This window comes from Novosphingobium sp. 63-713 (assembly GCF_001898925.1).
Taxonomy (GTDB): domain Bacteria; phylum Pseudomonadota; class Alphaproteobacteria; order Sphingomonadales; family Sphingomonadaceae; genus Novosphingobium.
This window is the reverse complement of the sequence record NZ_MKVS01000005.1, coordinates 351,294-371,616: the sequence shown is the minus strand read 5'-3', so window position 1 is coordinate 371,616 and position 20,323 is coordinate 351,294. Positions and strand designations below refer to the sequence as shown.

The window sequence follows — 20,323 nt, the reverse complement described above, 5'->3', positions numbered from 1 at the left end:
TAACAGGAAAGGCCCGATGCGTGATCCGCGCATCGGGCCTTTTTCGGGTTGGGCGAAAAGATCAGCGGTCGAGCGCCGCCGCCCCCCATGTTACCGTTACATTCTGCAGATCGCCGCGATCTCCCCGCGCCACCAGCTCGATGATGCGCGCGCCTTCGACCGGCGCGTTCAGCGCCACCGGTTGATCGCCGCGTTTCATCCAGCCGCTGCGCGCCACGCTGCGGCCATCGGCAAAGACCTCGAAACGGACACGCGCACCTTGCGACAGGGAGGAATCGTCGATGCCGACTCTGGCGGCAAAGTTGCGATAGCCGGCATTGCGCACCTCCAGCCGCGAATTGGCCAAAGCGCCGATCCCGCTGGAGAAATTGACCCCGCCGATGCGCAGGCTCATGCCATAGGGCGTGGCATCGGCTCGCGCGCCGCCCCATCCGCCATAGATCGGATGTTCGCCATCGCCGCGCGTGTTGCGCCAGGGCAGCAGGCCGCGATGCACCATCGGGTCGGCCATTGGTTCGACAATGCCGTCCACCGCCGGGTTCACACTGCCCGGCATTTCGGAAAGATAAAGGCCACCCGGATGCGTCCTTGCGCCCGAAACGCGGAACACCAGCGTTTGATGCCCGGCCAGATGGAGGTTGACCTCCTTGGTGAAACGGCTCTGCGCTCCGGTCCACAGGTCGGTCAGGTCAATCCCGCTGTCCTCGCGCAATTTGAGATGGGCGGCGGTGAGTTTGACGTCAATCGGCCCGCCCGTGCGGTTGAGCAGCGCCACCGCCTTGCCGCCATTGGCCAGCGTTTTCACGAAAATCTGCGCGGTGTCGCCGTCATAGGCCAGCACCGCCTGATTGCCGCCCGCATCCTGATTGAGCGCGATCAGCGCGTTGTTGCCCAGAATGGAGAGCAATTCGGGGGTGGCCTTGCGCATGTCATAGCCGATGATCAGCGGCGCGTTGAGCATGGCCCAGAGCGCCATGTGCGAGCGTGCCTCCTGAACATGCGCGGTGTCAAACTCGCCGGTGCCGACATAGAGCATGTCGGGATCGTTCCAACTGTTGGGATGGGCGTAAAGCTCGCGCCGGGAGGCGGAATCGAGATTGTGCAGCATCCGCTCCCAGTTGGGCGAGATATCCTCGCTGGTGCGCGACATATTGCCAAGTTCCTTGGCCCAACTGCGCACGTCGGCCGCCCCCCACAGACAGATGGAGAGCACATAATCATTGGCAGGCCGCGTGCGCGCCAGCGCCAGACCCACCCGCCGATACAGATCGCGCACGGCCGGAATATCGGTGCGCGAAAGGTTTTCATAATCCACCAGCGGCCCCAACGCGCGATATTGGCCCGAGGAAACCAGCTTGTTTTCCGGTGACATGGCGCGGATGCCGCAACCGTCGATCTTGATGAGATCAAAGCCCCATTCGCCCATCATCAGGCCGATGTCCTGATCGATATGATCGTAAAGGCCCACTTCGCGTTCGGCCACATTGCCTTCGGGCTGGCCCTTGAAATCGGCGGTATAGGCCTGACCGCAGGAATTGCGGCCAATGTCAGAATAGATGCCCGCCTTCAGCCCCATTCCATGCAGCCGGTCGGTCAGGGGACGAAAGCTGGTGTTGCCGTCGCCCGTCTGCGCCGAGGGGAAAGCGGCCGTACGGATCAGCAGGCGCCCGTCGTTCTGCCGCCGTTTCAGCCACCAGCCATCGTCAATATCGACATAGCGATAGCCCTTGGCGGCCAGCCCGGTATCGACCAGCGCCTTGGCCGCCGCCATCAGCTTTTCCTCGTCAATATCACTGTTGAAGGCGTTCCAACTGTTCCAGCCCATCGGGGGCAGGGGGGCCTGACCGCGCGCGGTGACGCTCCATTGCCCGGTTGGCGCCAAAGGGTCGGGCGCAGCATGCAGTTCGGTTGTGATCAGGCCGGTTGCCGCAAAGCTGGCGGCCAGCAGCAGGCCCGTTCTGAAGGCGCGGTTCACGGGCGTTTTCCGGACACGAGATGTTGGCTGAAGAAGGGCACGACCTGCTCCTGAAACCGGAAGGCGACGCGGTTGGTGTGATCGCCTTCATAGATGGTGAAACTGTTGGCGATGCCATAGCTGTCCAGCACATCGTGCAGCCGGGCGGTGTCGGCCTTCAGACCGTCTTTGTCGCCCACATCCATGGCGATGGCGCTGTAGCGGCGCAATTGACCGATATATTGGTCCACAAAGGAGAGCGGCGCATTGGCCGCCCATTTGGCCAACACATCCTCACGCGGTTTGTAGTCGCCCGCAGGACCGGCCGCCATGGGCAGGTCGAGATAGAGCGGCGGGTTCTTGGGATTGGGCGACCATGCGGCGGCGGCGGCCAGCGTGCCGCGCTGGGCCCAGGGCAGGCCGGACGAATCCGCGGGGGATTTCATGGCCGCATAGGCCTGCATTGCCTCGGGCGAGACGCCGAACATACCGCGCGCTGAAAGGCAGCAGGGGCTCATCAGATAAAGCGCGCCAAACACATCGGCATGTTTCATCCCGATCCGGCTGGCGCCATACCCGCCCATCGAATGGCCGATCAGGCCGCGACTCTCGCGCCGGGCGATGGTGCGGTAATGCGCGTCAATATAGGCGACCAGATCGCGCGAGATGAAGGTTTCAAAATCGCCCGTGGTGGCCGAACTGGAATACATCGAGCCATTATGCGCGGTCTTGCTGTCGGGAAAGACGAAAATCATTTCCTGCGCGCCCTGCGCATAGGCGTTTTCGATGACCTGAGGCACATGGATCTCGCCGGTCCATTGGCGCGCGCCGATGGAATAGCCATGCAGCGCATAGACCACCGGATAGCGCCGGTTCCTGTCGCGGCCATAGCTGGGCGGCAGTACGACCAGCACTTCGCGGTCGGCGCTGTCGCCTTCCAGCGCATGTTCGAGCGCGGCGCCGTGGACCGTGATGGTCTGCACGGTGGTGGCAGGGGCGCCGGCGATGGCCGCCGGGGCGGCGGTATTGACCTGTGCCTGCACGGGCGCCGTCATCAGCGCGAGCGTGCACAGCAGGGCGGAGCGTTTCATGGGCTTCTCCCGATTTGTCTGCTTAGTATTTTTGTGCCCCGCCCGACATCATCCCAAAGGAATAATGAGAATAAAGGCGAGGGTGGTGCGAATCATCGCGGTATTGGCATCGGCAAAGGCGAATACGGATGATTTATAATCAGACTAAATAACGGCGCGCTTCTGTCAAGCGGATGCTTACTGTCCGCGCAGCGCGCGCATGATCATCGCCCGGATCTGGCCATAGCCGCCCCCGGCCAGATCGCGCAGCACGCCCCGTTTTTCCTCCGGCAAATGGGCCAGCGGATGGCCATTGGGCCGAAACACGAAATGGTCGAAATAGGCGCGAAAGGCCTCCCGGTCCGCCTGCGGCCTTTCGCCCAGCGTGATCATGGCAAACAGCATGGCCAGCATCGGCGCATCCGGCCCTATGGCAAAGGCATCCCACCAGAAATTGGCCATGATGTTGAAAGGCGCGGTGGCCTCGACCTGGTGCCACCATAATTTGGGCAGATAAAGCGCATCGCCCGGCTCCAGATCGACCACCCGTTTGCGCGATTCGGCGCGGGCAAAGTGGGGATAGCGTTCGGGGTGATCGCGATCGCCGGCCGCCATGCTGACCGGTTGGCCCGCCAGCGTGAAATCAATCGGTCCGACATAGAGATCGCCGATCGCATCGGGCGGATAAAGCGTGAAGCGCCGCCGCCCCGCCAGCACGCAGGCAAAATTTTCATAAGCATCATAATGACATGCCACATGCGAGGCATTGCCGATCCAAAGCCGCATGGCCACGCCCTGCGGCACCAGTGCGGGCTGATGCTGGGCGACCATGCCGGGCAAATAGGCCGGGGCCACGAGCGAGCCCAGATAGGCCGAGGGCAGGGCCGGATCGGCCACACGGTCCAGCATGCGCTGCAAGGCTTCGCCGATGCCCATCTCGACTCGCTCGAAATTGAACCCGTCGAGGCCGTTGCGATAGAAATAGCGCCCATCGATGGCCGGATCGCCCAGCATCACCTGCGGCCGCTTTCCGCTGTCATGGCGGCGCAGATAGTCGCAGGCGGCCAGGTCGGAAATTTGCGCCGCCCGCCCCAGCGGCCAGTCCTGCGCATAGCCGCGAATCACCACCGGCTCTCCGGTCATCGCCACCGTTTCGCGAAACCGCGCGGGGTCGGACAAGGCGGAATCCTGGGCGGAACATTCGCGCAGGCCTTGGGTCATGGTCAGGCGCCCACCAGTCGTTCGTTGCGGCGGCGCGCCAGCACGGCCACCTGTTGCAGCGAGCCGCGAATGGTCAAGGCGGCCTGCAGCCAGCCCTTGCGGAATAGTCCGAGGATATCTTCATCCGCCAGTGCATTGAGAGCATCGCCGCTGATCGTATAGAGCCCTTCAAGCGACACCTTGGCCCCATCGTCGAAATTGAGCGTGATATCGACCGGTTCGATGACGCGCAGCCGCAGCATTTCCTCGATAAAGGCTTGTGTCGGCGGGGTATGCTGCACCATCACGCCCACCGCGCGCTGGATCAGGCGCATCTCGTCGCTGGGGTTGCCGTCGGCGTTGAACAGCGGGATCGTGCCGCCCGGCGCAAAGCGGGGGTCGGCCAAATCCACCACAATATCAGTACCATCGGCAAAAAAGCCCTGACGCTGGATATTGCAGGGCAGAAACGCGGCATTGGCTTCATTGGCGCCTTCGACCAGCACTTCGCCCGCGGCAAAGCCAAACAGGGCGCCCAGTCCGAACCGGCCGGTTTCAGGGCTTTTGGCAAAGAAGAGCGGACAGCATGAGGCCGCTTTTTCTGCTTCGATCAGTGTGATTTGGACAAAATGAGGGTGGATTCCCGCCATTGGATGAATACGCAGATCGCGATGCGCCACGCTGTTGAGCGCTTCCAGTTTTTCCGCCAATTTCCTCTCCCTTCGTTTACGCTAACTATGCGGGAAAGCGGTGCAAGCGGGCAAGCAGACTTTGCAGTTACGCCCATTTTGCTCGCTTTATGTGTGTATAATTCGCAACACCATCCGACCTCGACGATTACCCAGACTAATTGGGCTTGATAGCGCTACCTAACTTCGCTAGAGGCAGAGTGCAAGGTGACGATACAGCACCGGCTGGAGAGTGAATTGCCAGGCAAGCAGGCCGTGTCGAACGGCTGTGCCCATGATTCAGCAGGAATCCGCAGACAATCCGGCAAGAAGGTCGGCGGGAAAAGCGCAGGTGTCATCGCCCCGGGCGGGGGAGCCGCCAGAACAGACTTCAAGGGGAGAGGATATGGCAAAAACATTAGTTTCAAAGTGGTTGATCGCCGGCGGAATGGGTGCGCTGGTGGTTGCCATGGCGGGGCCGGCCTATGCGGCCGAGCCCAACGCGGCGCCCAATGCGTCGGATCCCGAAATTATCGTTACCGGTATTCGCGGCTCGCTTCAGCGCAATATGGATATCAAACGCGCCGCATCGGGCGTGGTGGACGCGATTTCGGCCGAAGATATCGGTAAATTCCCCGATTCGAACGTGGCGGACTCGCTCCAGCGCCTGCCCGGCATCTCGATCCAGCGCACCGGCCAGCGCGGTGAAGCCAACGGCGTGACCGTGCGCGGCTTTGGCGGCGACTTCAACGATACCCAGTTTGACGGCCGCCACCTGTCCACCGCATCGGGCAACCGCGCGGTCGATTTCACCACCATCGGCTCTGATTTCGTCAGCCGTATGAGCGTTTACAAGACGCCCGACGTGACGCTGGGATCCAGTGCCATCGGTGCGACGCTTGATGTCAATCTGCCCAAGCCCTTTGACCGCAAGGGTTTTCAGATGGCGGCCAAGGCGGCGGGCACCGTGCAGGACCGCAACGGCAAGGTTGTGCCCTCGGGCGGCCTGCTTTTGAGCAACACCTTTGCCGATGATACGGTGGGCCTGCTCGGCTATGTGACCTATCGCCGGGCGGACACGACCTCCAACCAGGTCTTTATCCCCGGCTGGATCGGCAAGCAGTTCAACACGTGCCAGGTCAATGCCGCCTGTACTGACGCGCAGCTTTCCAATGCGGCCAACTGGAACAAGGTGGGCTGGTTCCCGCAGCAGATCGGCGCCAATCAGGTGACCACGGAAGATGCGCGCATCGATGGCCGCATCGCCTTCCAGTGGCAGGCCAATGACAAGCTGCTGCTGACCCTTGATGATAATTTCAGCCGTCAGGTCCTGCATCAGCAAAGCTATGGCTATGGCGCGTGGTTCAATGGCGACGATCTGCGCAATGTGAAGTTTGATTCCAACGGCACCGTGACCGATTTCAATCAGTTCGGCACGCCGATGGACTTCAACGCGGGCATCCAGCGGACGATCAACCAGACCAACATGTTCGGCGCCAACCTGAAGTGGGAAGCGACTGACAATCTGAAGTTCGATTTTGACGCCGCCCTGTCGCGCTCGGTGCTGAACCCGGGCAACAACGGCTATAATGACAACATGGACATCGGTTATGGCGGCAGCAATGTCGATCCGAACGGGTCCTTCGTGTCCACGCCGTGCACCAATGGCGTCTGCACCCGCTATTCGACCATTCTGGGCGCCAACACCGGCGCGACCATGCTGGGCAACAGCGCCAACTATCTGCCCAGCATCCATGATGTCGGCCCGGCCGGCAATGCGACGGCCTTCACCAACCAGGCCGTTATCGGCAACCACGTGATCGTGCGCGGCGCCAACTATTACACCGATCTGGTCAAGCAGTTCAAAGCCGCGGGCCGGTGGGAACAGGAAAACCTGAAGATCGACTTTGGCGTCCGCTATTCGGAAGACAAGTTCCATCAGGAAAGCCAGAACACCTTCGTCAACGGCACCTTTGCCCGCTATGCCGGTTATGGCGCGCCCTCGGGCCGCACCGGTTCGATCGCCCCGCTGCCCGCCAGCATCTATCAGGGCATCATCAGCACTTCGGGCTTCATGCCCGGCTATTCGGGCAATGTGGCCCCCGCGCTCATCAAGTATGATCCCTATGCGGTCTATAAGCTGCTTGATCCCACGGGCGTGGGCACGGCGCCCGCCTTTGACCCCAGCACCGTGCTGGGCGTGAAGGAGCAGACCTATGCCGGTTGGCTCAAGGTGGCGATGGATGCCGATCTGGCGGGCATGCCGTTCCACTTCTCGGCGGGTCTGCGCGATGAATTCACCCATCTTGAGGCTTCGGCCATCGGCACGCTGCCGGTCAACCTGATTACGGTAACGACCGACCCGACGCTGATCACGGTGGGTTCGTACACGCCGCAGCAGGCGATCATCAAGACAACCAACTACAACTACCTCCTGCCCAGCTTTGATGCCAAGCTGGAGGTGACCTCCAAGCTGACGCTGCGCGCGGACGCTTCGCGCACGCTCACGCGCCCCGCGCTCAGCTATCTCAAGCCGAACATCACGCTGGGCACGATGCGCAAGGGCAGCCTTGCCGCCTCGGGCGGCAATGCCAGCCTCAAGCCCTATCTGTCGGATAACTTCGACGTTGCGGCCGAGTATTACTACAAGAAGAACTCGTACTTTGCGGTCAACGGCTTCCTCAAGTATATCTCGAACTTCATCGTCGGCGGTGTCAGCACCCAGTCGATCAATGGCGTGACCGATCCCTTCACCGGCCAAGTCGCCCAGTTCCAGGTGAACGGCAAGATCAACGGGCCGGACGGCGTGGTCAAGGGCGTGGAAATCGCCTGGCAGCACGTGTTTGGCGATACCGGCTTCGGCTTCAATGCCAATGCCACGCTGGTCAAGACCAATCGCAATTTCGACACATCCGACATTTCGGGTGCGGCCTTTGCGATCACCGGCCTTGCCAATTCGGCCAACTTTGTCGGTTTCTATGACAAGCACGGCCTTCAGGCCCGCGTTGCCGTCAACTGGCGCGACAGCTATCTGCTGACGCTGGGCCAGACGCAGGGCGGCACCTTTGGCGCGGAACCTGTCAATGTGAACCAGCAGGTCCAGGTCGATGCCAGCGCCAGCTATGACATCACCAAGCAGGTGACGGTCTTTGTCGAGGGCACCAACCTCAATAATTCGACCTACAGCACCTATGGCCGCTGGTCGAACCAGCCGCTTGATACGTGGTCCTATGGTCGCCGGTTTGTTTTCGGCGCCCGCTTCCACTATTAATCGGACATAAGGCAAGGGCGGCGCCGGGATCTCCGGCGCCGCCCACCATCATAACAAGCATCGGAGCAGGGGAATGGTTCACGCGGTGCGCAATGTGGTGATCGTGGGCGGCGGCACGGCCGGTTGGCTGACCGCCGCGATCATCGCCGCCCGGCATCAGGGGCGCATGCCCAGGGATTTCACCGTGACGCTGGTGGAATCGCCCGATGTCCCGATCATCGGCGTGGGCGAGGGCACATGGCCGACCATGCGCCAGACCCTGAAAAAGGTCGGTGTTTCGGAAACAGACTTCTTCCGCGAATGCGATGCCGCCTTCAAACAGGGTGCGCTTTTCGCCAAATGGACCACCGGCGCGCCGGATGACGCCTATTACCACCCGCTCGTCCTGCCCCAGCGCTTTGGTCAGATGAATCTGGTGCCGCACTGGCTGGCCGCGGAGAGCAACGAGAGCTTTTGTGACGCCGTCTGTCCGCAGGGGCAGGTGTGCGATCACGGCCTTGCGCCCAAGACCGTCAGCACAGCCGAATATGAAGCGCTGACCAATTACGCCTATCATTTGGACGCGGGCAAATTCGCCCCCTTCATGCAGCGGCACTGCACGGAAAAGCTGGGCGTGCGCTATGTGCCCGCCGATGTCCATGATGTGATCCAGCATGAAAACGGCGACATCAAATCCATCGTGACGATGCAGGCGGGCGAGATCGAGGGCGATCTTTTCATCGACTGTACGGGCACGCATGGCCTGTTGCTGGATCGCACGCTGGGTGTGGGTTTCCGCGATTGCAGCCATATCCTATTCTGCGACACGGCGCTGGCGGTGCAGGTGCCCTATCCCGCGCCCGACACGCCCATTGCCACCCACACGATTTCCACTGCCCAATCGGCGGGCTGGATCTGGGATATCGGCCTGCCCACGCGGCGCGGGGTGGGCCATGTCTTTTCCAGCCGCCATATCAGCGATGATGAGGCCGAGGCCGAATTGCGCGCCTATTTGGGGCCTAGCGCCAAGGATCTGCCCGCGCGCAAGATCAGGATCCGCGCGGGCCACCGCGAGACCTTCTGGAAGCGCAATTGCGTGGCCGTGGGCATGGCGGCGGGTTTCCTTGAGCCGCTGGAGGCTTCGGCCATCATGCTGATCGAGCTTTCGGCCAAGCTGATCGCCGAACAGATGCCCGCCAACCGCGAGGTGATGGACATTGTGGCCGACAGGTTCAATGAAAAGACCCATTACCGCTGGGGCCGGATCATCGATTTCCTGAAACTGCATTATGTGTTGAGCCAGCGGCGCGACACTGCTTTCTGGCGCGACAATATGGACCCGGCCGGCATCCCCCAGCGGTTGCAGGACTTGCTGCACCTGTGGCGTTATCAGCCGCCATGGTTCCATGATGAGTTTGACCGGGTGGATGAAGTGTTCCCGCCCGCCTCCTATCAATATGTGCTCTATGGCATGGGTTTCCGCAGCGAGGTCGAGCGCGACCATCTGCGCCCCGAAGCGCAGGAGGCGCAGCGCGCGCTGCGCGAAAACCGCGAGATGGCGCAGAAGCTGATCTCGCGCCTGCCGCGCCATCGCGATCTGATTGAAAAGATAGCCCAATATGGACTTCAGCCGGTGTGATCGCCCGAGGCGCCATGTCGGCGCCCCGCCATTCGATCATGCCTCAGGGGAGAATTGTGTGTCCCATTTTCTGAATGCCTCGCGCGTGCCCGTTTCGCGCGCCACTCTTGCCGCCGCCCTGCTGCTGGCGCTGCCGCAGACGTCTTTGGCCCAGAGCGCGAGCCCGGTGGCGCAGGCCGACAAGATGGCCGCCGATCTGGTGGGCAAGCTGACCACCGAGGAAAAGGTGGCGCAGCTTGTCAATGTCGCCCCCGCGATCCCGCGCCTGAATATCCCGGCCTATAACTGGTGGACGGAAAGCCTGCATGGCGCGATCGGCGCGGTGCCCACCACCAATTTCCCCGAGCCCGTAGGCCTTGCCGCCACGTTCAACACGCCGCTCATCCATGACGTGGCCCGCACGATCAGCGTCGAGGTGCGCGCGCTCCACACGCTGGGCCGCGAAACGGGCCATCTGGGCAAAATCGGCACCGGGCTGGATACATGGTCGCCGAACATCAACATCTATCGCGATCCGCGCTGGGGCCGGGGCCAGGAGACCTATGGCGAGGACCCGTTCCTGACCGCGCATATGGGCGTCGCCTTTGTCACCGGCATGCAGGGCGACAATCCCGACTTGCCCGATGTGGTGGCCACGCCCAAGCATTTTGCCGTGCATTCCGGCCCGGAATCAACGCGCCACGCAGCCAATGTCTTTGTCTCGCGCCACGATCTTGAGGACACCTATCTGCCCGCCTTCCGCGCCGCGATTGTCGAGGGCAAGGCGGGTTCGATCATGTGCGCCTATAACCGCATCGACGGCCAACCCGCCTGCGCCAGCAATGACCTGCTGAAGGACCATCTGCGCGGAGCATGGGGTTTTACCGGCTATGTCGTGTCAGACTGCGATGCGGTGGTCGATATTGCCGATCATCACAAATATGCCACCGATCCGGCCGCAGGCGTGGCGGCGGCTTTCCGCACGGGCGTCGACAATGAATGCCACACCGGCACGATCGGCGAAGCCAAGGGGCTGGGCGATCGTTATATGGCCGCGCTCAAGCGGGGCTTGCTGACCGATGCCGATCTCGACCGCGCCTTGGTCCGGCTGTTCTCGGCCCGCTATCGCAATGGCGACCTGCCCGGCCTTGCCGCGCGCCAGCTCTCGATGGTGCCCGTCAACGCCATCGGCACGCCGCAGAATGGCGCGCTGGCGCTGAAGACGGCGACGCAGAGCATGGTGCTGCTCAAGAATGACGGGCTGCTGCCGCTGCGGCCCAATTCGAAGATCGTGGTGGTCGGGCCGCTGGCCGATGCCACCCGCGTGCTGCGCGGCAACTATTCCTCGGCGGCCAGCGCCCCGCCGGTCTCGGTGCTCGACGGCCTCCATCGCGCCTTTCCCAAGGCGACCATCGTCCATGTGCCCTTCTCGTCCTCGATCACCGATGGCGATCTGGTGCCCGATGGCCATTTCGTCACGCCCGATGGCAAGCCCGGCCTGCGCGCGGCCTATTACAACGCGATTGACCCCAATGCCCCGCGCGGCGAGCGTAAATTCGCCGCCAAGCCGGTGGTGACCCGCACCGAGACCAACCTTTCAACCAAGGCTTCGGAACTGAAGCAGGTGGCCGACACCTACAAGGTGGTATGGGACGGCTATTTCGTTGCGCCGGACACCGGCACCTATCGCCTTGCCGTGACGGCGGTGAAGGGCGCTATCGAGATCGACGGCAAGCCGATGGTCAAATCCGACCGCTACTCGCTCTGGGGCGAGCGGCCCGAATTTGTCGATGTCGATCTGAAAAAGGGCCAGCGTTACAAGATGCATTTCGACATGGAGGGCGGCGGCGCGGCCTCGCCGGGCATGTTCTGGAAACGGATTTCGCATGACACCTATGGCGAAATGGCGCGCGCGGTGAAGGATGCCGATGTCGTGCTGGCCGTGGTGGGCCTGACCGCCGAGCTGGAAGGCGAGGAAATGCCGATCAAGATCGAGGGCTTTGACGGGGGCGACAAGACCTCGCTCGAACTGCCCGCCGATCAGCGCGAATTGCTGGCCAAGGCGAAGGCTTCGGGCAAGCCGCTGGCCGTGGTGACGATGAACGGCAGCCCGATCAATCTGGGCTGGGCCAAGGACAATGCCAATGCCATTCTCGAGGCCTGGTATCCGGGCCAGTCGGGCGGGTTGGCGGTGGCCAATGTCCTGTCGGGCGCGGCCAATCCGGCGGGGCGTCTGCCTTTGACCTTCTATCGCGATGTCAAGGATCTGCCGCCCTTTGACGATTATTCGATACAGGGCCGCACCTATCGCTATTTCACGGGCACCCCGGTCTATGGCTTCGGCTACGGGCTCAGCTATACCAGCTTTGCCTATTCCGCGCCCCAGATCGCGCCGGTGGAGGGCGATGCCGCCAAGGGCATCCGCGTGACCGCGCAGGTGCGCAACACCGGCGCGCGCGATGGCGACGAGGTGGTGCAGCTTTATCTCAAGGTTCCGCAATTGCCCGGCGCGCCGCGCATCGCCCTGCGCGGGTTCCAGCGTGTTTCGCTCAAAGCCGGCGAAAGCCGCCAGATCACGCTCGACCTCTCGCCCCGCGATCTGTCGGCGGTGACGGCCGACGGGCGGCGCCAGGTGTTTGCCGGGCATTACCAGCTCACCCTTGGCGGCGGCCAGCCCGACAGCGGCCTGCCCGGCGTTGCGGGCGAGTTCGATGTGGCCAAATCCGCCGATCTTCCGCTCTGATCCCCCCGCTCAATCCCCCAGCGACCCAGGGGGACGACTGAAGGGCCGGCAGCACCATGCTGCCGGCCTCCTTTTTCAGGCAGGCGTCAGATGAGAGCCTTTGAGGCGCAGCACCCGCCCCGGCGTCAGCCGGATCCCGCGCGACACTTCGCCCAGCCGAATCGTGCAGTCCTGCGCCCGCGCGCTGGTCAGGATCGCCTCGGCCAGCATCCCCTGCCGCCAGACCAGATCCACCCGCACCCCGCCGCGCGCGATGAGCCCCCTGACCGCGCCCTCGCGCCAGGCCGAGGGCAGGGCGGGCAGCAGATGGATCATCCCTTCGCGACTGTTGATCAGCATTTCGGCCATGGCCGCACAGCCGCCGAAATTGCCGTCGATCTGAAACGGTGGGTGGGCGTCGAACAGGTTGGGATAGGTCCGCCCACGGCCCAGCAGAAAGCGCAGGATACGATGCGCCCGCTCGCCGTCGCCCAGCCGGGCCCAGAGCGCGATGCGCCATGCCGTGGCCCAGCCGGTCGATTCATCCCCGCGCTTTTCCAGCGAGACACGGGCTGCGCGGGCCAGATCGGGCGTCGTGTCGGGCGCAATCTGCTGGCTGGGATAAAGCGCATAGAGATGCGAGACATGGCGATGGTTGGGTTCGGGGGCGGCATCGTCCCAATCCTCCAGCCATTCCTGCAATTGCCCGCTTTTGCCGATGCGGTCCGGCGCCAGCGCGGCGCGGGCCTTGGCCAGTTGCGCGGCGAAATCGGCATCCTTGCCCAGTTCCCCTGCCGCCATGGCCGTGCGCGCAAACAGATCGCGCAGGATCTGGCGGTCCATGGCCGGTCCGGCGCAGACCGAGGCGCCAAAAGGATGCTGGTTTTCCGGCGAGATCGAGGGCGATGTCACCAACCCTTGGGCCGAGGGCTGCAACGTGTCGAGAAAGAACAGGCAGGCCCCGTGCAGCAGGGGATAGATCGACGCGAGATAGGCCCGGTCCCGCCCGTAATCCCAGCGATCCCACAGCATGTTGCACAGCCATGCGCCGCCCATCGGCCACAGGCCCCATGCCGCGCCGTCGATGGGTGCGGTTGCGCGCCACAGGTCGGTATTGTGATGGGCCACCCAGCCGCGCGCGCCATACATGCGCCGCGCCGTTTCCTGGCCGGTTTGCGCCAGTTCACGCGTCAGGCGCAGCAAAGGCTCGAAACATTCGGCCAGACCCACCGGATCGGCGGGCCAGTAATTCATCTGGGTGTTGATATTGATCGTATATTTCGATCCCCACGGCGGGTTGGTCTTGTCGTTCCATATGCCCTGCAGATTGGCCGGTTGGGATCCGGGGCGCGAGGAGCAGATCAGCAGATAGCGTGCATAATGGAAATAGAGCGCGGCCAGGGCGGGGTCGTCCTCGCTCTCATTGGCCGCGATGCGCTGGTCGGTGGGGAGGGCCGCGCCCTTGCCCCGCGTCAGTTGCAGCGAGGCGCTGCGATAGAGGCGGCGATGCTGGGCCAGATGGCGTTGGCGCAGGGCGGCAAAGGGCAGGGCCGATGCGGCGGCCATCTGATGCGCGGTGATGGCCTGCGGATCACCCGATACGTCTTTGGGCCCGCGATAGCTGGTGGCCATGGCCACCAGCAGGATGACCTCGCGGGCGGGATCGACATGAAGGGCATCGTCCAGCGCCCGCCATGTGCCGCCCGGAGCGATGACGCGAAGGCGGGCGGCAAAGCGCAGCGCGCCGGGAATGCCCTCGGCCGCTCCGCCTTGGCCGGAGAGCAGGATGCTGTCGCGTTGCGCCTCGGCCTTGGCCACCTGCGGGCTTTGCAGACGGAGCGTGATCGGGGGCAGCAGGCCGTCCTTGGCAGAGAGGCGCAGGGCGATGACCTGATCGGCGGGCGAGGCGAAGACCTCGCGCTGGACTGCGACGCCGCCTGCGGCAAAGCGGGTGGTGGCGATGGCGGCGTCAAGGTCGAGTTCGCGGCGATAGGCATCAGCCGGGCCGTCAAAGGGCATGTCGATCAACAGGTCGCCCAGCGTCTGATAGGCCATCTGGTGCAGCGGGCGGCCCATCATCGCGGCATTGGCCAGCGCCTGCGCGGCGGCATAATCGCCTTTCGCGATCAGCGCGCGCACCTGCGGCACGGCTTCGGCGGCCTGTGGGTTGATCGGATCATAGGGGCCGCCGCTCCACAGCGTATCTTCGTTGAGCTGCAGGCGCTCCTGCCGCGTTCCGCCAAAGACCATGGCGCCGATACGGCCATTGCCGACCGGCAACGCCTCCGTCCAGACCCTGGCCGGATCGGTATACCACAGGCGGTGCTCTTCGGGGATGGGCGCGGGCGCAGCTTTGCGGGGCAGGGCGCTCATGGCGGGCTGGCTCAGCAACGAAGCGCTGGCGGCCAGATATTCGCGGCGGCTGAAGGTCATCCTCGGGTCCTGTTGTTGTAATAAGTCAGATTATATAGCGCCGATCCGGAATGCCATCCAGCGCAAATTGATCTAATAAATACATATAAAAACATAATATTATGGGATAAATGAAATTTTATCGTCTCTTGTTGAGATTCGATATAGTATGATTATAAGTTGGGCAAAAGAGCCATGGAGAGTATGCGATGAATTGGAAACATTGGGCCGGATCGGCCATGGTGGCGGCAACTCTGTCGGGCGCGGCGCAGGCCGCCACGGCCCGGCGCGAGGATGGCGGCAGGCTGGCCGACGGGCGCGCGGTCGAGGCGGTCACGCTGGCCAATGGTCATGGGGTTTCGGCGCGTATTCTGGCCTATGGCGCCGCATTGCAGAAATTCACGGCGTCCGACCGTCATGGCAAATCGGCGGATATCGTCATCGGCCTGCCCGACGCCGGGGCCTATGAGGCGCGCCAGTCCTTTTTCGGCGTGACGGTGGGCCGCTATGCCAACCGGATCGCGGGCGGCAAATTCACGCTGGACGGGCAGACCTACCAACTCCCGCTCAATGACAGGGTGAACAGCCTGCACGGCGGCGGCAAAGGGTTCGACCGGCAATTGTGGAAAGTGGAAAGCGTGACGTCAGGCAAGGTCGCCTCGGTGGTGCTGCGCCACATCAGCCCCGATGGCGACAGCGGCTATCCCGGCACGCTGGATGTGACGGTCACCTATTCGCTGGATGAAACGGGCAATCTGACCATCGCCTTTGCCGCCAAAACCGACAAGCCGACCATTGTGAACATGACCAATCACGCCCTGTTCAATCTGGCGGGCGAGGGCGGGGCGCGTGATGCCATGGACGAGGTGCTGACCATCCCGGCGGCCCGTTACACGCCGGTCAATGCCGCCTTGATCCCCACCGGCGAATTGCGCGCCGTAGCGGGCACACCGTTTGATTTCCGCAAGGGGCGCGTGGTGGGCCAATCCCTGCGCGACGGGCATGACGAGCAATTGGCGATCGCGCGCGGCTACGACCACAATTTTGCCGTCGACACAGGGCTGACCAAGACGCCCAAGCTGCTCGCGCGTCTGGCCGACCGGACCTCGGGCCGGGTGCTGGAAGTGCTTTCCACCGAGCCGGGCGTGCAATTCTATACCGGCAATTTCATCGACGGCACGATGCTGGGCAAGAACCGCCACATCTATCGCATGGGCGACGGCATCGCGCTGGAGCCGCAGAAATTCCCCGATACGCCCAATCAGCCCGCCTTTGGTTCGGCGCGCATCGATGCGCAGCACCCCTATGCCCACACGATGGTCTATCGCGTGTCGGTGTCGAAATGAACGACAGATGGCGGTGCCGGGCGGGCGCCGCCATCTCAACCTATGGCGAAAGACCGATGTCCTCCAGCGCCAGTTCGATCAGCCGCACCATGGCGGCGCGGGCCGCCGCCGGATCGGCATCGGCAATCGCATCGAAGAGCACGCGATGGTCGGGCACAGGGTCGCGCGGCAATTTGCGCTTGCGCTGCTTGTAGATCGTGGTCCAGCGCACCGCCGCGCCGATCGAACTGGCCAGCGAGATCAGTGAGGCATTGCGCGTGGCGCTCAGCAAGGTGCTGTGAAAGCTCTGGTCGGCGGCCTGCCCGGCCGCGGTGGCCAGACCATGGCGCGCCATTTCCTCCAGCGCATGGCCCATTTGCGCCAGTTGCTGACCATTGCGGCGCCGGGCGGCAAGCTCGGCCGCCGCCGGTTCGATCACCATGCGCAATTCGAACAGATCGTCGATAAAGCTTTGCGTCGGCTCGCCTTCAAAGGTCCAGGCCAGCACATCGGGGTCCAGCATATGCCAGCGCGAGGGATCGGTGATGCGCGTGCCCGTCTTGGGCTTGCTTTCGACCAGCCCCTTGGCGGCCAGAATGCGGATCGCCTCGCGATAGGCGGTGCGCGAGATGTTGTTTTTCTGGGCAAAATCCACTTCGCTGGACAGGACATGGCCGGGCGGATAATGGCCGGTGACAATGGCAATGCCCAGATCGCGGGCAATGGAGCCATGAATCCGCAGCGATTTATCCACCCGTTCCGTTGCCTGATACTCCTGCATTGGCTTTTGCTTCACCGCCAAGGTCCCTCCCGCAGGGCGCAGCCTATGGCGGTTTTCGCGCCTTTGTCCAGTCGCGCCCCATTGGGCGTCAGGTCAGGAGGAGGCGGCGCACCGCGCCTTCGGGGTCGTTTTCCATCCGGCATCGGGTGTCAAACACCATGGTCTGGCAATGCACCGGATCGCTGGGCCCCCATGCCAGACCTGCCTGATCGGGCTTGCCGGTATGGGCAAAGGCGGCCCATGCCCCGGCCATATTGCGGGCGATGGCCTGGGCCTCGGGCGTGTTGCCGGTGGCCTGATCGCAGATTTTGGTGTTGTCGAAGCAAAAGGCCAGTTCGGCGGTATGCCATGCGCCCGGAATGCCGTCGAGGATCGGCGTCTGCCATTGGAACAGATATTGATAGGCCGGCGCCCCGCCCGCATCATGGCGCAGCTTGACCATGCGGTTGACATTGTTGCGCCCCGACAGGCCGCCCACCCCATAGGAGAGGGTGCGTATCGCCTTTTCCGGATGCGCCTTTTTCATCGCCGCGATCAACGCATCGGCCTTGGCCCCGCCCAGCGCTTCGGCCAGTTGCGCGCGCCATTCGGCCTCGCTGGGGTTGCGGCCCAGGCTGGTGCCTTCCTCGCTGACATTGCCGATGATGACGGGGATGTCGCGCGCGGCGGGCGGGGCCACATCGTGAAACGAGCGGCAGGTGATATTGCGCATGTCCATCGTCGGCGCCCAGCCCACGCGCGGGGTCGGGCTGGCGCTGCCGCCCGGTTGGAGGACGGAGGGACGCATCGGCCCATTGATCCGCGTCGCAACGCTATTTCCCGCCTCGAACAGCCTTTGCCATTCCATCTTCTGCAGGGCCGCCATGTCTCCCTGCGCCACGCCCAGTTCGCGCAAAACCTGACGCGAGAAATCGCGCGACTGCTCGGCGGACGGGATATTGCCCCCGCCGCCCGATTGCACGATGGCGCGGTGAAACAGCCCCTTGGCCGCAGGCATGCCCATCAGTGTGGTCACTTTCGATCCGCCGCCAGACTGGCCATAGATCGTCACCCGGTCCGGGTCGCCGCCAAAGGCGCGGATATTGTCGCGCACCCATTCCAGCGCAAAGACCAGATCGAGCATGCTGACATTGACGGAATCGGCATAAGTCTCGCCGCCAAATTCGGCCAGATCGAGGAAGCCCAGCACATTGAGCCGGTGGTTGACCGACACCTGCACCACATCGTGATGCCGCGCCATCTGCGCCCCATCATGCGAGGCCAGTTCATAGGAGGAGCCGAAGGAAAATCCCCCGCCGTGCAGATAAACCATCACCGGTTTCGACCCCGACAGCGATCCGGTCCAGATGTTGAGCTTGAGCATGTCCTCGCCCAGGAAGCCGTCGGTCCATTGCTGGATGAACGTATGCTCGATGGCGCGGAAACTGTGCAGCGTCTGCGGGCAATTGGCGCCATAGGCAAGGGCGGGATATTCCCCTTCCCATGCCTTGGGCGGCTGGGGCCGCAGCCAGCGGTTGGCCCCGGCGGTGGTGTCGCCATAGGGCACGCCCTTGAAGGTGAACACGCCGTCGCTGACATAGCCGCGCACCTTGCCATAGCGGGTGGGAACAATGGCGGAATGCGGCGTGGAACAATCGCTTGTGTGGATGGCGGGGGCTTTAGCTGCCGGTTTGGCCCCCGGTTTGGCCAGAGCCGGCGAGGCGGCAAGGCTGATCCCAATCCCGGCTGCGGCGAGCGCGCCGCGCCGGTCGGTGATGATGCTGTCTGATGCGGTTTTGGTCATGACATCCTCTCTGGTCGGGCTCTCTGGTCGGGCCATTCTGTCTCGCGGCCTCTTGCGGATTTCAGGGCAGGCGGAAGGTCCAGCGCGCCGCATCGCTCTCGGGTGAAAATCGCACCAGACGGGCGGTGGTGCGCCCCACGGCGGCCAGCGCCAGCGGCGCACGCGGATCGGGCGTGCTGCGCGGAATGATGCGATAGGTGCCGTCGGAAAGCTGGTCGATGCGCCAGAGCTGTTCGGGCGCGCCGGTGAAAGCGGGCACGGTGACGACCTCGCCCGCAGGCGTCGCGGCCAGTGCGCGCTCGGTCCCGGCAATCGTGATCTTCACATAGGGCGCGCCCATATAGCCGCCTGCGCCGGGCGCCGGGCTGATGGTCCAATGCTGATGCGGGCGGACCATATAATCGCCCATGTCCACCGCGATGGGTCCCTTGGGCCAGACCTTGCTGTTTTCCTCCAGCGTCTGATCGGGCAGCGGCTTGTCCGGCCCGTCGGCGGGGTTGCGGAACCAGCTTTTGCGGAAATCGAAGGGCAGGCGCACCTCGTCCACCGCCAGTTCCAGCGCGCCGCCGCGTTCGGACTGGATCTCATAAGTGCCGGAGCGCAGGTTTTGCTGACCCAACGGCCAGCCATTCCTCCAGGTCAGCGGCAGGATGGCCAGCACGCTGCGCCCTGAGCGGTCCATGTCGGCTTCCCAATGGAAGGAGAATTTCTCCACCCCGTCGCCCAGATCGATCAGACCGAAATGGCCCGCGCCAAGGCCCCGCCCATGCGCCCCCCACACCAGCTTGCCCCCGCCCTTCAGCATGGGCACGCCGAAATTGTCGACATAGGGACCCAGCGGATTGCGCGAGCGGCCCACGCGGATGTTATAGGTTGAATTCGGCCCGTCGCAGCAGGTGCCCTGCGTGCCGAGCAGATAATACCAGCCGTCGCGATGCATCAGCGCGGTGGCTTCAAGGTCGATGGCAATGTCCACCGGCTGGTTGCCCGCGACGCGCTGGCCGGTGGCGGGGTCGAGTTCGACCATGCGGATATAGCCGAAATAGGTGCCGTAGCTGAGCCAGAGATGGCCGTCGGCATAGAGGAAGGCCGGGTCGATGGCATCGCACGGTTCCTTGCCGTCGCTGGAGGCGACGATGCCCACGTCGTGATAGGCAAAATCGGGCGATTTGGGATCGAGCGATTTGGTCCACATCACTTTGACGTTGCTGGCATGGCCGCCGTTCATACCGCCGCCGCCCACGGCATAGGCGACGTAATAGCGATCGCCGATTTTGATCGTGTCGGGCGCAACGCCGCCGCCGGGGCGCACGCCGCCCTTGTGCCATGTCCAGCCATCGGCCGACACCAGCCCGCCTTCTCCGGTGCCGAAAGTGTAATACTGGCCGTCCGAAAAGGCGATGGTCGAAGGGTCGTGGATAAAGGGTTCGCCCTCAAGCTGGGCCTTGGCGCCGCCCGCGGCCAGCGCTGCAAGGCAGAGCGCGGGGATCAGGTGTTTCTTCATGACGATCATTCCGTGAGAAAAGGGTGCGATCAGCGG

General features: G+C 63.5%; 12 protein-coding genes. 4 read left to right on the top strand and 8 right to left on the bottom strand.

Annotation, left to right across the window (positions count from 1 at the left end; translation table 11 throughout):
• Nucleotides 1–61: 61 nt before the first annotated feature.
• From BGP00_RS02610 to BGP00_RS02595, 4 genes are all read right to left on the bottom strand, one after another.
• A complete protein-coding gene (locus BGP00_RS02610) occupies nt 62–1,975 on the bottom strand; it encodes an NPCBM/NEW2 domain-containing protein (RefSeq protein WP_310013580.1) in 1,914 nt (637 codons plus the stop codon).
• A complete protein-coding gene (locus BGP00_RS02605) occupies nt 1,972–3,045 on the bottom strand; it encodes an alpha/beta fold hydrolase (RefSeq protein ID WP_292921577.1) in 1,074 nt (357 codons plus the stop codon). Before BGP00_RS02605 ends, BGP00_RS02610 begins: the two co-directional genes overlap by 4 nt.
• Nucleotides 3,046–3,222: 177 nt before the next feature.
• A complete protein-coding gene (locus BGP00_RS02600) occupies nt 3,223–4,245 on the bottom strand; it encodes a cupin-like domain-containing protein (protein WP_292921579.1) in 1,023 nt (340 codons plus the stop codon).
• 2 nt (nt 4,246–4,247) lie between these two features.
• Entirely contained in the window at nt 4,248–4,934 is a 687-nt protein-coding gene (locus BGP00_RS02595; protein ID WP_292921581.1) for a SapC family protein, read from the bottom strand.
• A gap of 364 nt (nt 4,935–5,298) precedes the next feature.
• Between BGP00_RS02595 and BGP00_RS02590 the strand changes: the two genes are divergently transcribed.
• The 3 genes from BGP00_RS02590 to BGP00_RS02580 all read left to right on the top strand — a co-directional run bounded on the left by BGP00_RS02590 (nt 5,299) and on the right by BGP00_RS02580 (nt 12,503).
• Complete coding sequence (locus tag BGP00_RS02590; protein ID WP_292921583.1) at nt 5,299–8,163, top strand: TonB-dependent receptor; 2,865 nt, start codon at nt 5,299–5,301, stop codon at nt 8,161–8,163.
• A 73-nt stretch (nt 8,164–8,236) separates the two neighbouring features.
• A complete protein-coding gene (locus BGP00_RS02585; protein ID WP_292921585.1) occupies nt 8,237–9,781 on the top strand; it encodes a tryptophan halogenase family protein in 1,545 nt (514 codons plus the stop codon).
• 118 nt (nt 9,782–9,899) lie between these two features.
• Nucleotides 9,900–12,503: a glycoside hydrolase family 3 C-terminal domain-containing protein gene (locus BGP00_RS02580; protein WP_292921828.1), complete on the top strand. Its 2,604-nt coding sequence runs from the start codon at nt 9,900–9,902 to the stop codon at nt 12,501–12,503.
• Between the two features lie 75 nt (nt 12,504–12,578).
• On the opposite strand, the gene BGP00_RS02575 is transcribed toward BGP00_RS02580, so the two are convergent.
• Nucleotides 12,579–14,915, bottom strand: a complete 2,337-nt coding sequence (locus BGP00_RS02575) for a glycoside hydrolase family 95 protein (protein WP_292921587.1) — start codon at nt 14,913–14,915, stop codon at nt 12,579–12,581.
• 188 nt (nt 14,916–15,103) lie between these two features.
• On the opposite strand from BGP00_RS02575, the gene BGP00_RS02570 reads away from it, so the two are divergent.
• Nucleotides 15,104–16,240 (top strand): aldose epimerase family protein, encoded by a 1,137-nt coding sequence (locus BGP00_RS02570; protein ID WP_292921589.1) that lies wholly within the window; start codon nt 15,104–15,106, stop codon nt 16,238–16,240.
• Between the two features lie 40 nt (nt 16,241–16,280).
• Here BGP00_RS02570 and BGP00_RS02565 read toward each other — a convergent pair whose 3' ends face one another.
• From BGP00_RS02565 to BGP00_RS02555, 3 genes are all read right to left on the bottom strand, one after another.
• Nucleotides 16,281–17,021 carry an FCD domain-containing protein gene (locus BGP00_RS02565; protein WP_292921591.1) on the bottom strand — a complete coding sequence of 247 codons (741 nt, stop codon included), beginning with the start codon at nt 17,019–17,021 and terminating at the stop codon, nt 16,281–16,283.
• Between the two features lie 67 nt (nt 17,022–17,088).
• Nucleotides 17,089–18,783, bottom strand: a complete 1,695-nt coding sequence (locus tag BGP00_RS02560; RefSeq protein WP_292921593.1) for a carboxylesterase family protein — start codon at nt 18,781–18,783, stop codon at nt 17,089–17,091.
• A gap of 61 nt (nt 18,784–18,844) precedes the next feature.
• Nucleotides 18,845–20,287 carry a family 43 glycosylhydrolase gene (locus BGP00_RS02555; RefSeq protein WP_292921595.1) on the bottom strand — a complete coding sequence of 481 codons (1,443 nt, stop codon included), beginning with the start codon at nt 20,285–20,287 and terminating at the stop codon, nt 18,845–18,847.
• Nucleotides 20,288–20,323 lie beyond the last annotated feature (36 nt).

Bases quoted from the DNA above. Each gene is read 5' to 3' on its own strand.
- BGP00_RS02560 (WP_292921593.1), bottom strand. From the start codon at position 18,783: ATGACCAAAACCGCATCAGACAGCATCATCACCGACCGGCGCGGCGCG.
- BGP00_RS02600 (WP_292921579.1), bottom strand. From the start codon at position 4,245: ATGACCCAAGGCCTGCGCGAATGTTCCGCCCAGGATTCCGCCTTGTCC.
- BGP00_RS02575 (WP_292921587.1), bottom strand. From the start codon at position 14,915: ATGACCTTCAGCCGCCGCGAATATCTGGCCGCCAGCGCTTCGTTGCTG.
- BGP00_RS02605 (WP_292921577.1), bottom strand. From the start codon at position 3,045: ATGAAACGCTCCGCCCTGCTGTGCACGCTCGCGCTGATGACGGCGCCC.
- BGP00_RS02585 (WP_292921585.1), top strand. From the start codon at position 8,237: ATGGTTCACGCGGTGCGCAATGTGGTGATCGTGGGCGGCGGCACGGCC.
- BGP00_RS02590 (WP_292921583.1), top strand. From the start codon at position 5,299: ATGGCAAAAACATTAGTTTCAAAGTGGTTGATCGCCGGCGGAATGGGT.
- BGP00_RS02570 (WP_292921589.1), top strand. From the start codon at position 15,104: ATGAATTGGAAACATTGGGCCGGATCGGCCATGGTGGCGGCAACTCTG.
- BGP00_RS02555 (WP_292921595.1), bottom strand. From the start codon at position 20,287: ATGAAGAAACACCTGATCCCCGCGCTCTGCCTTGCAGCGCTGGCCGCG.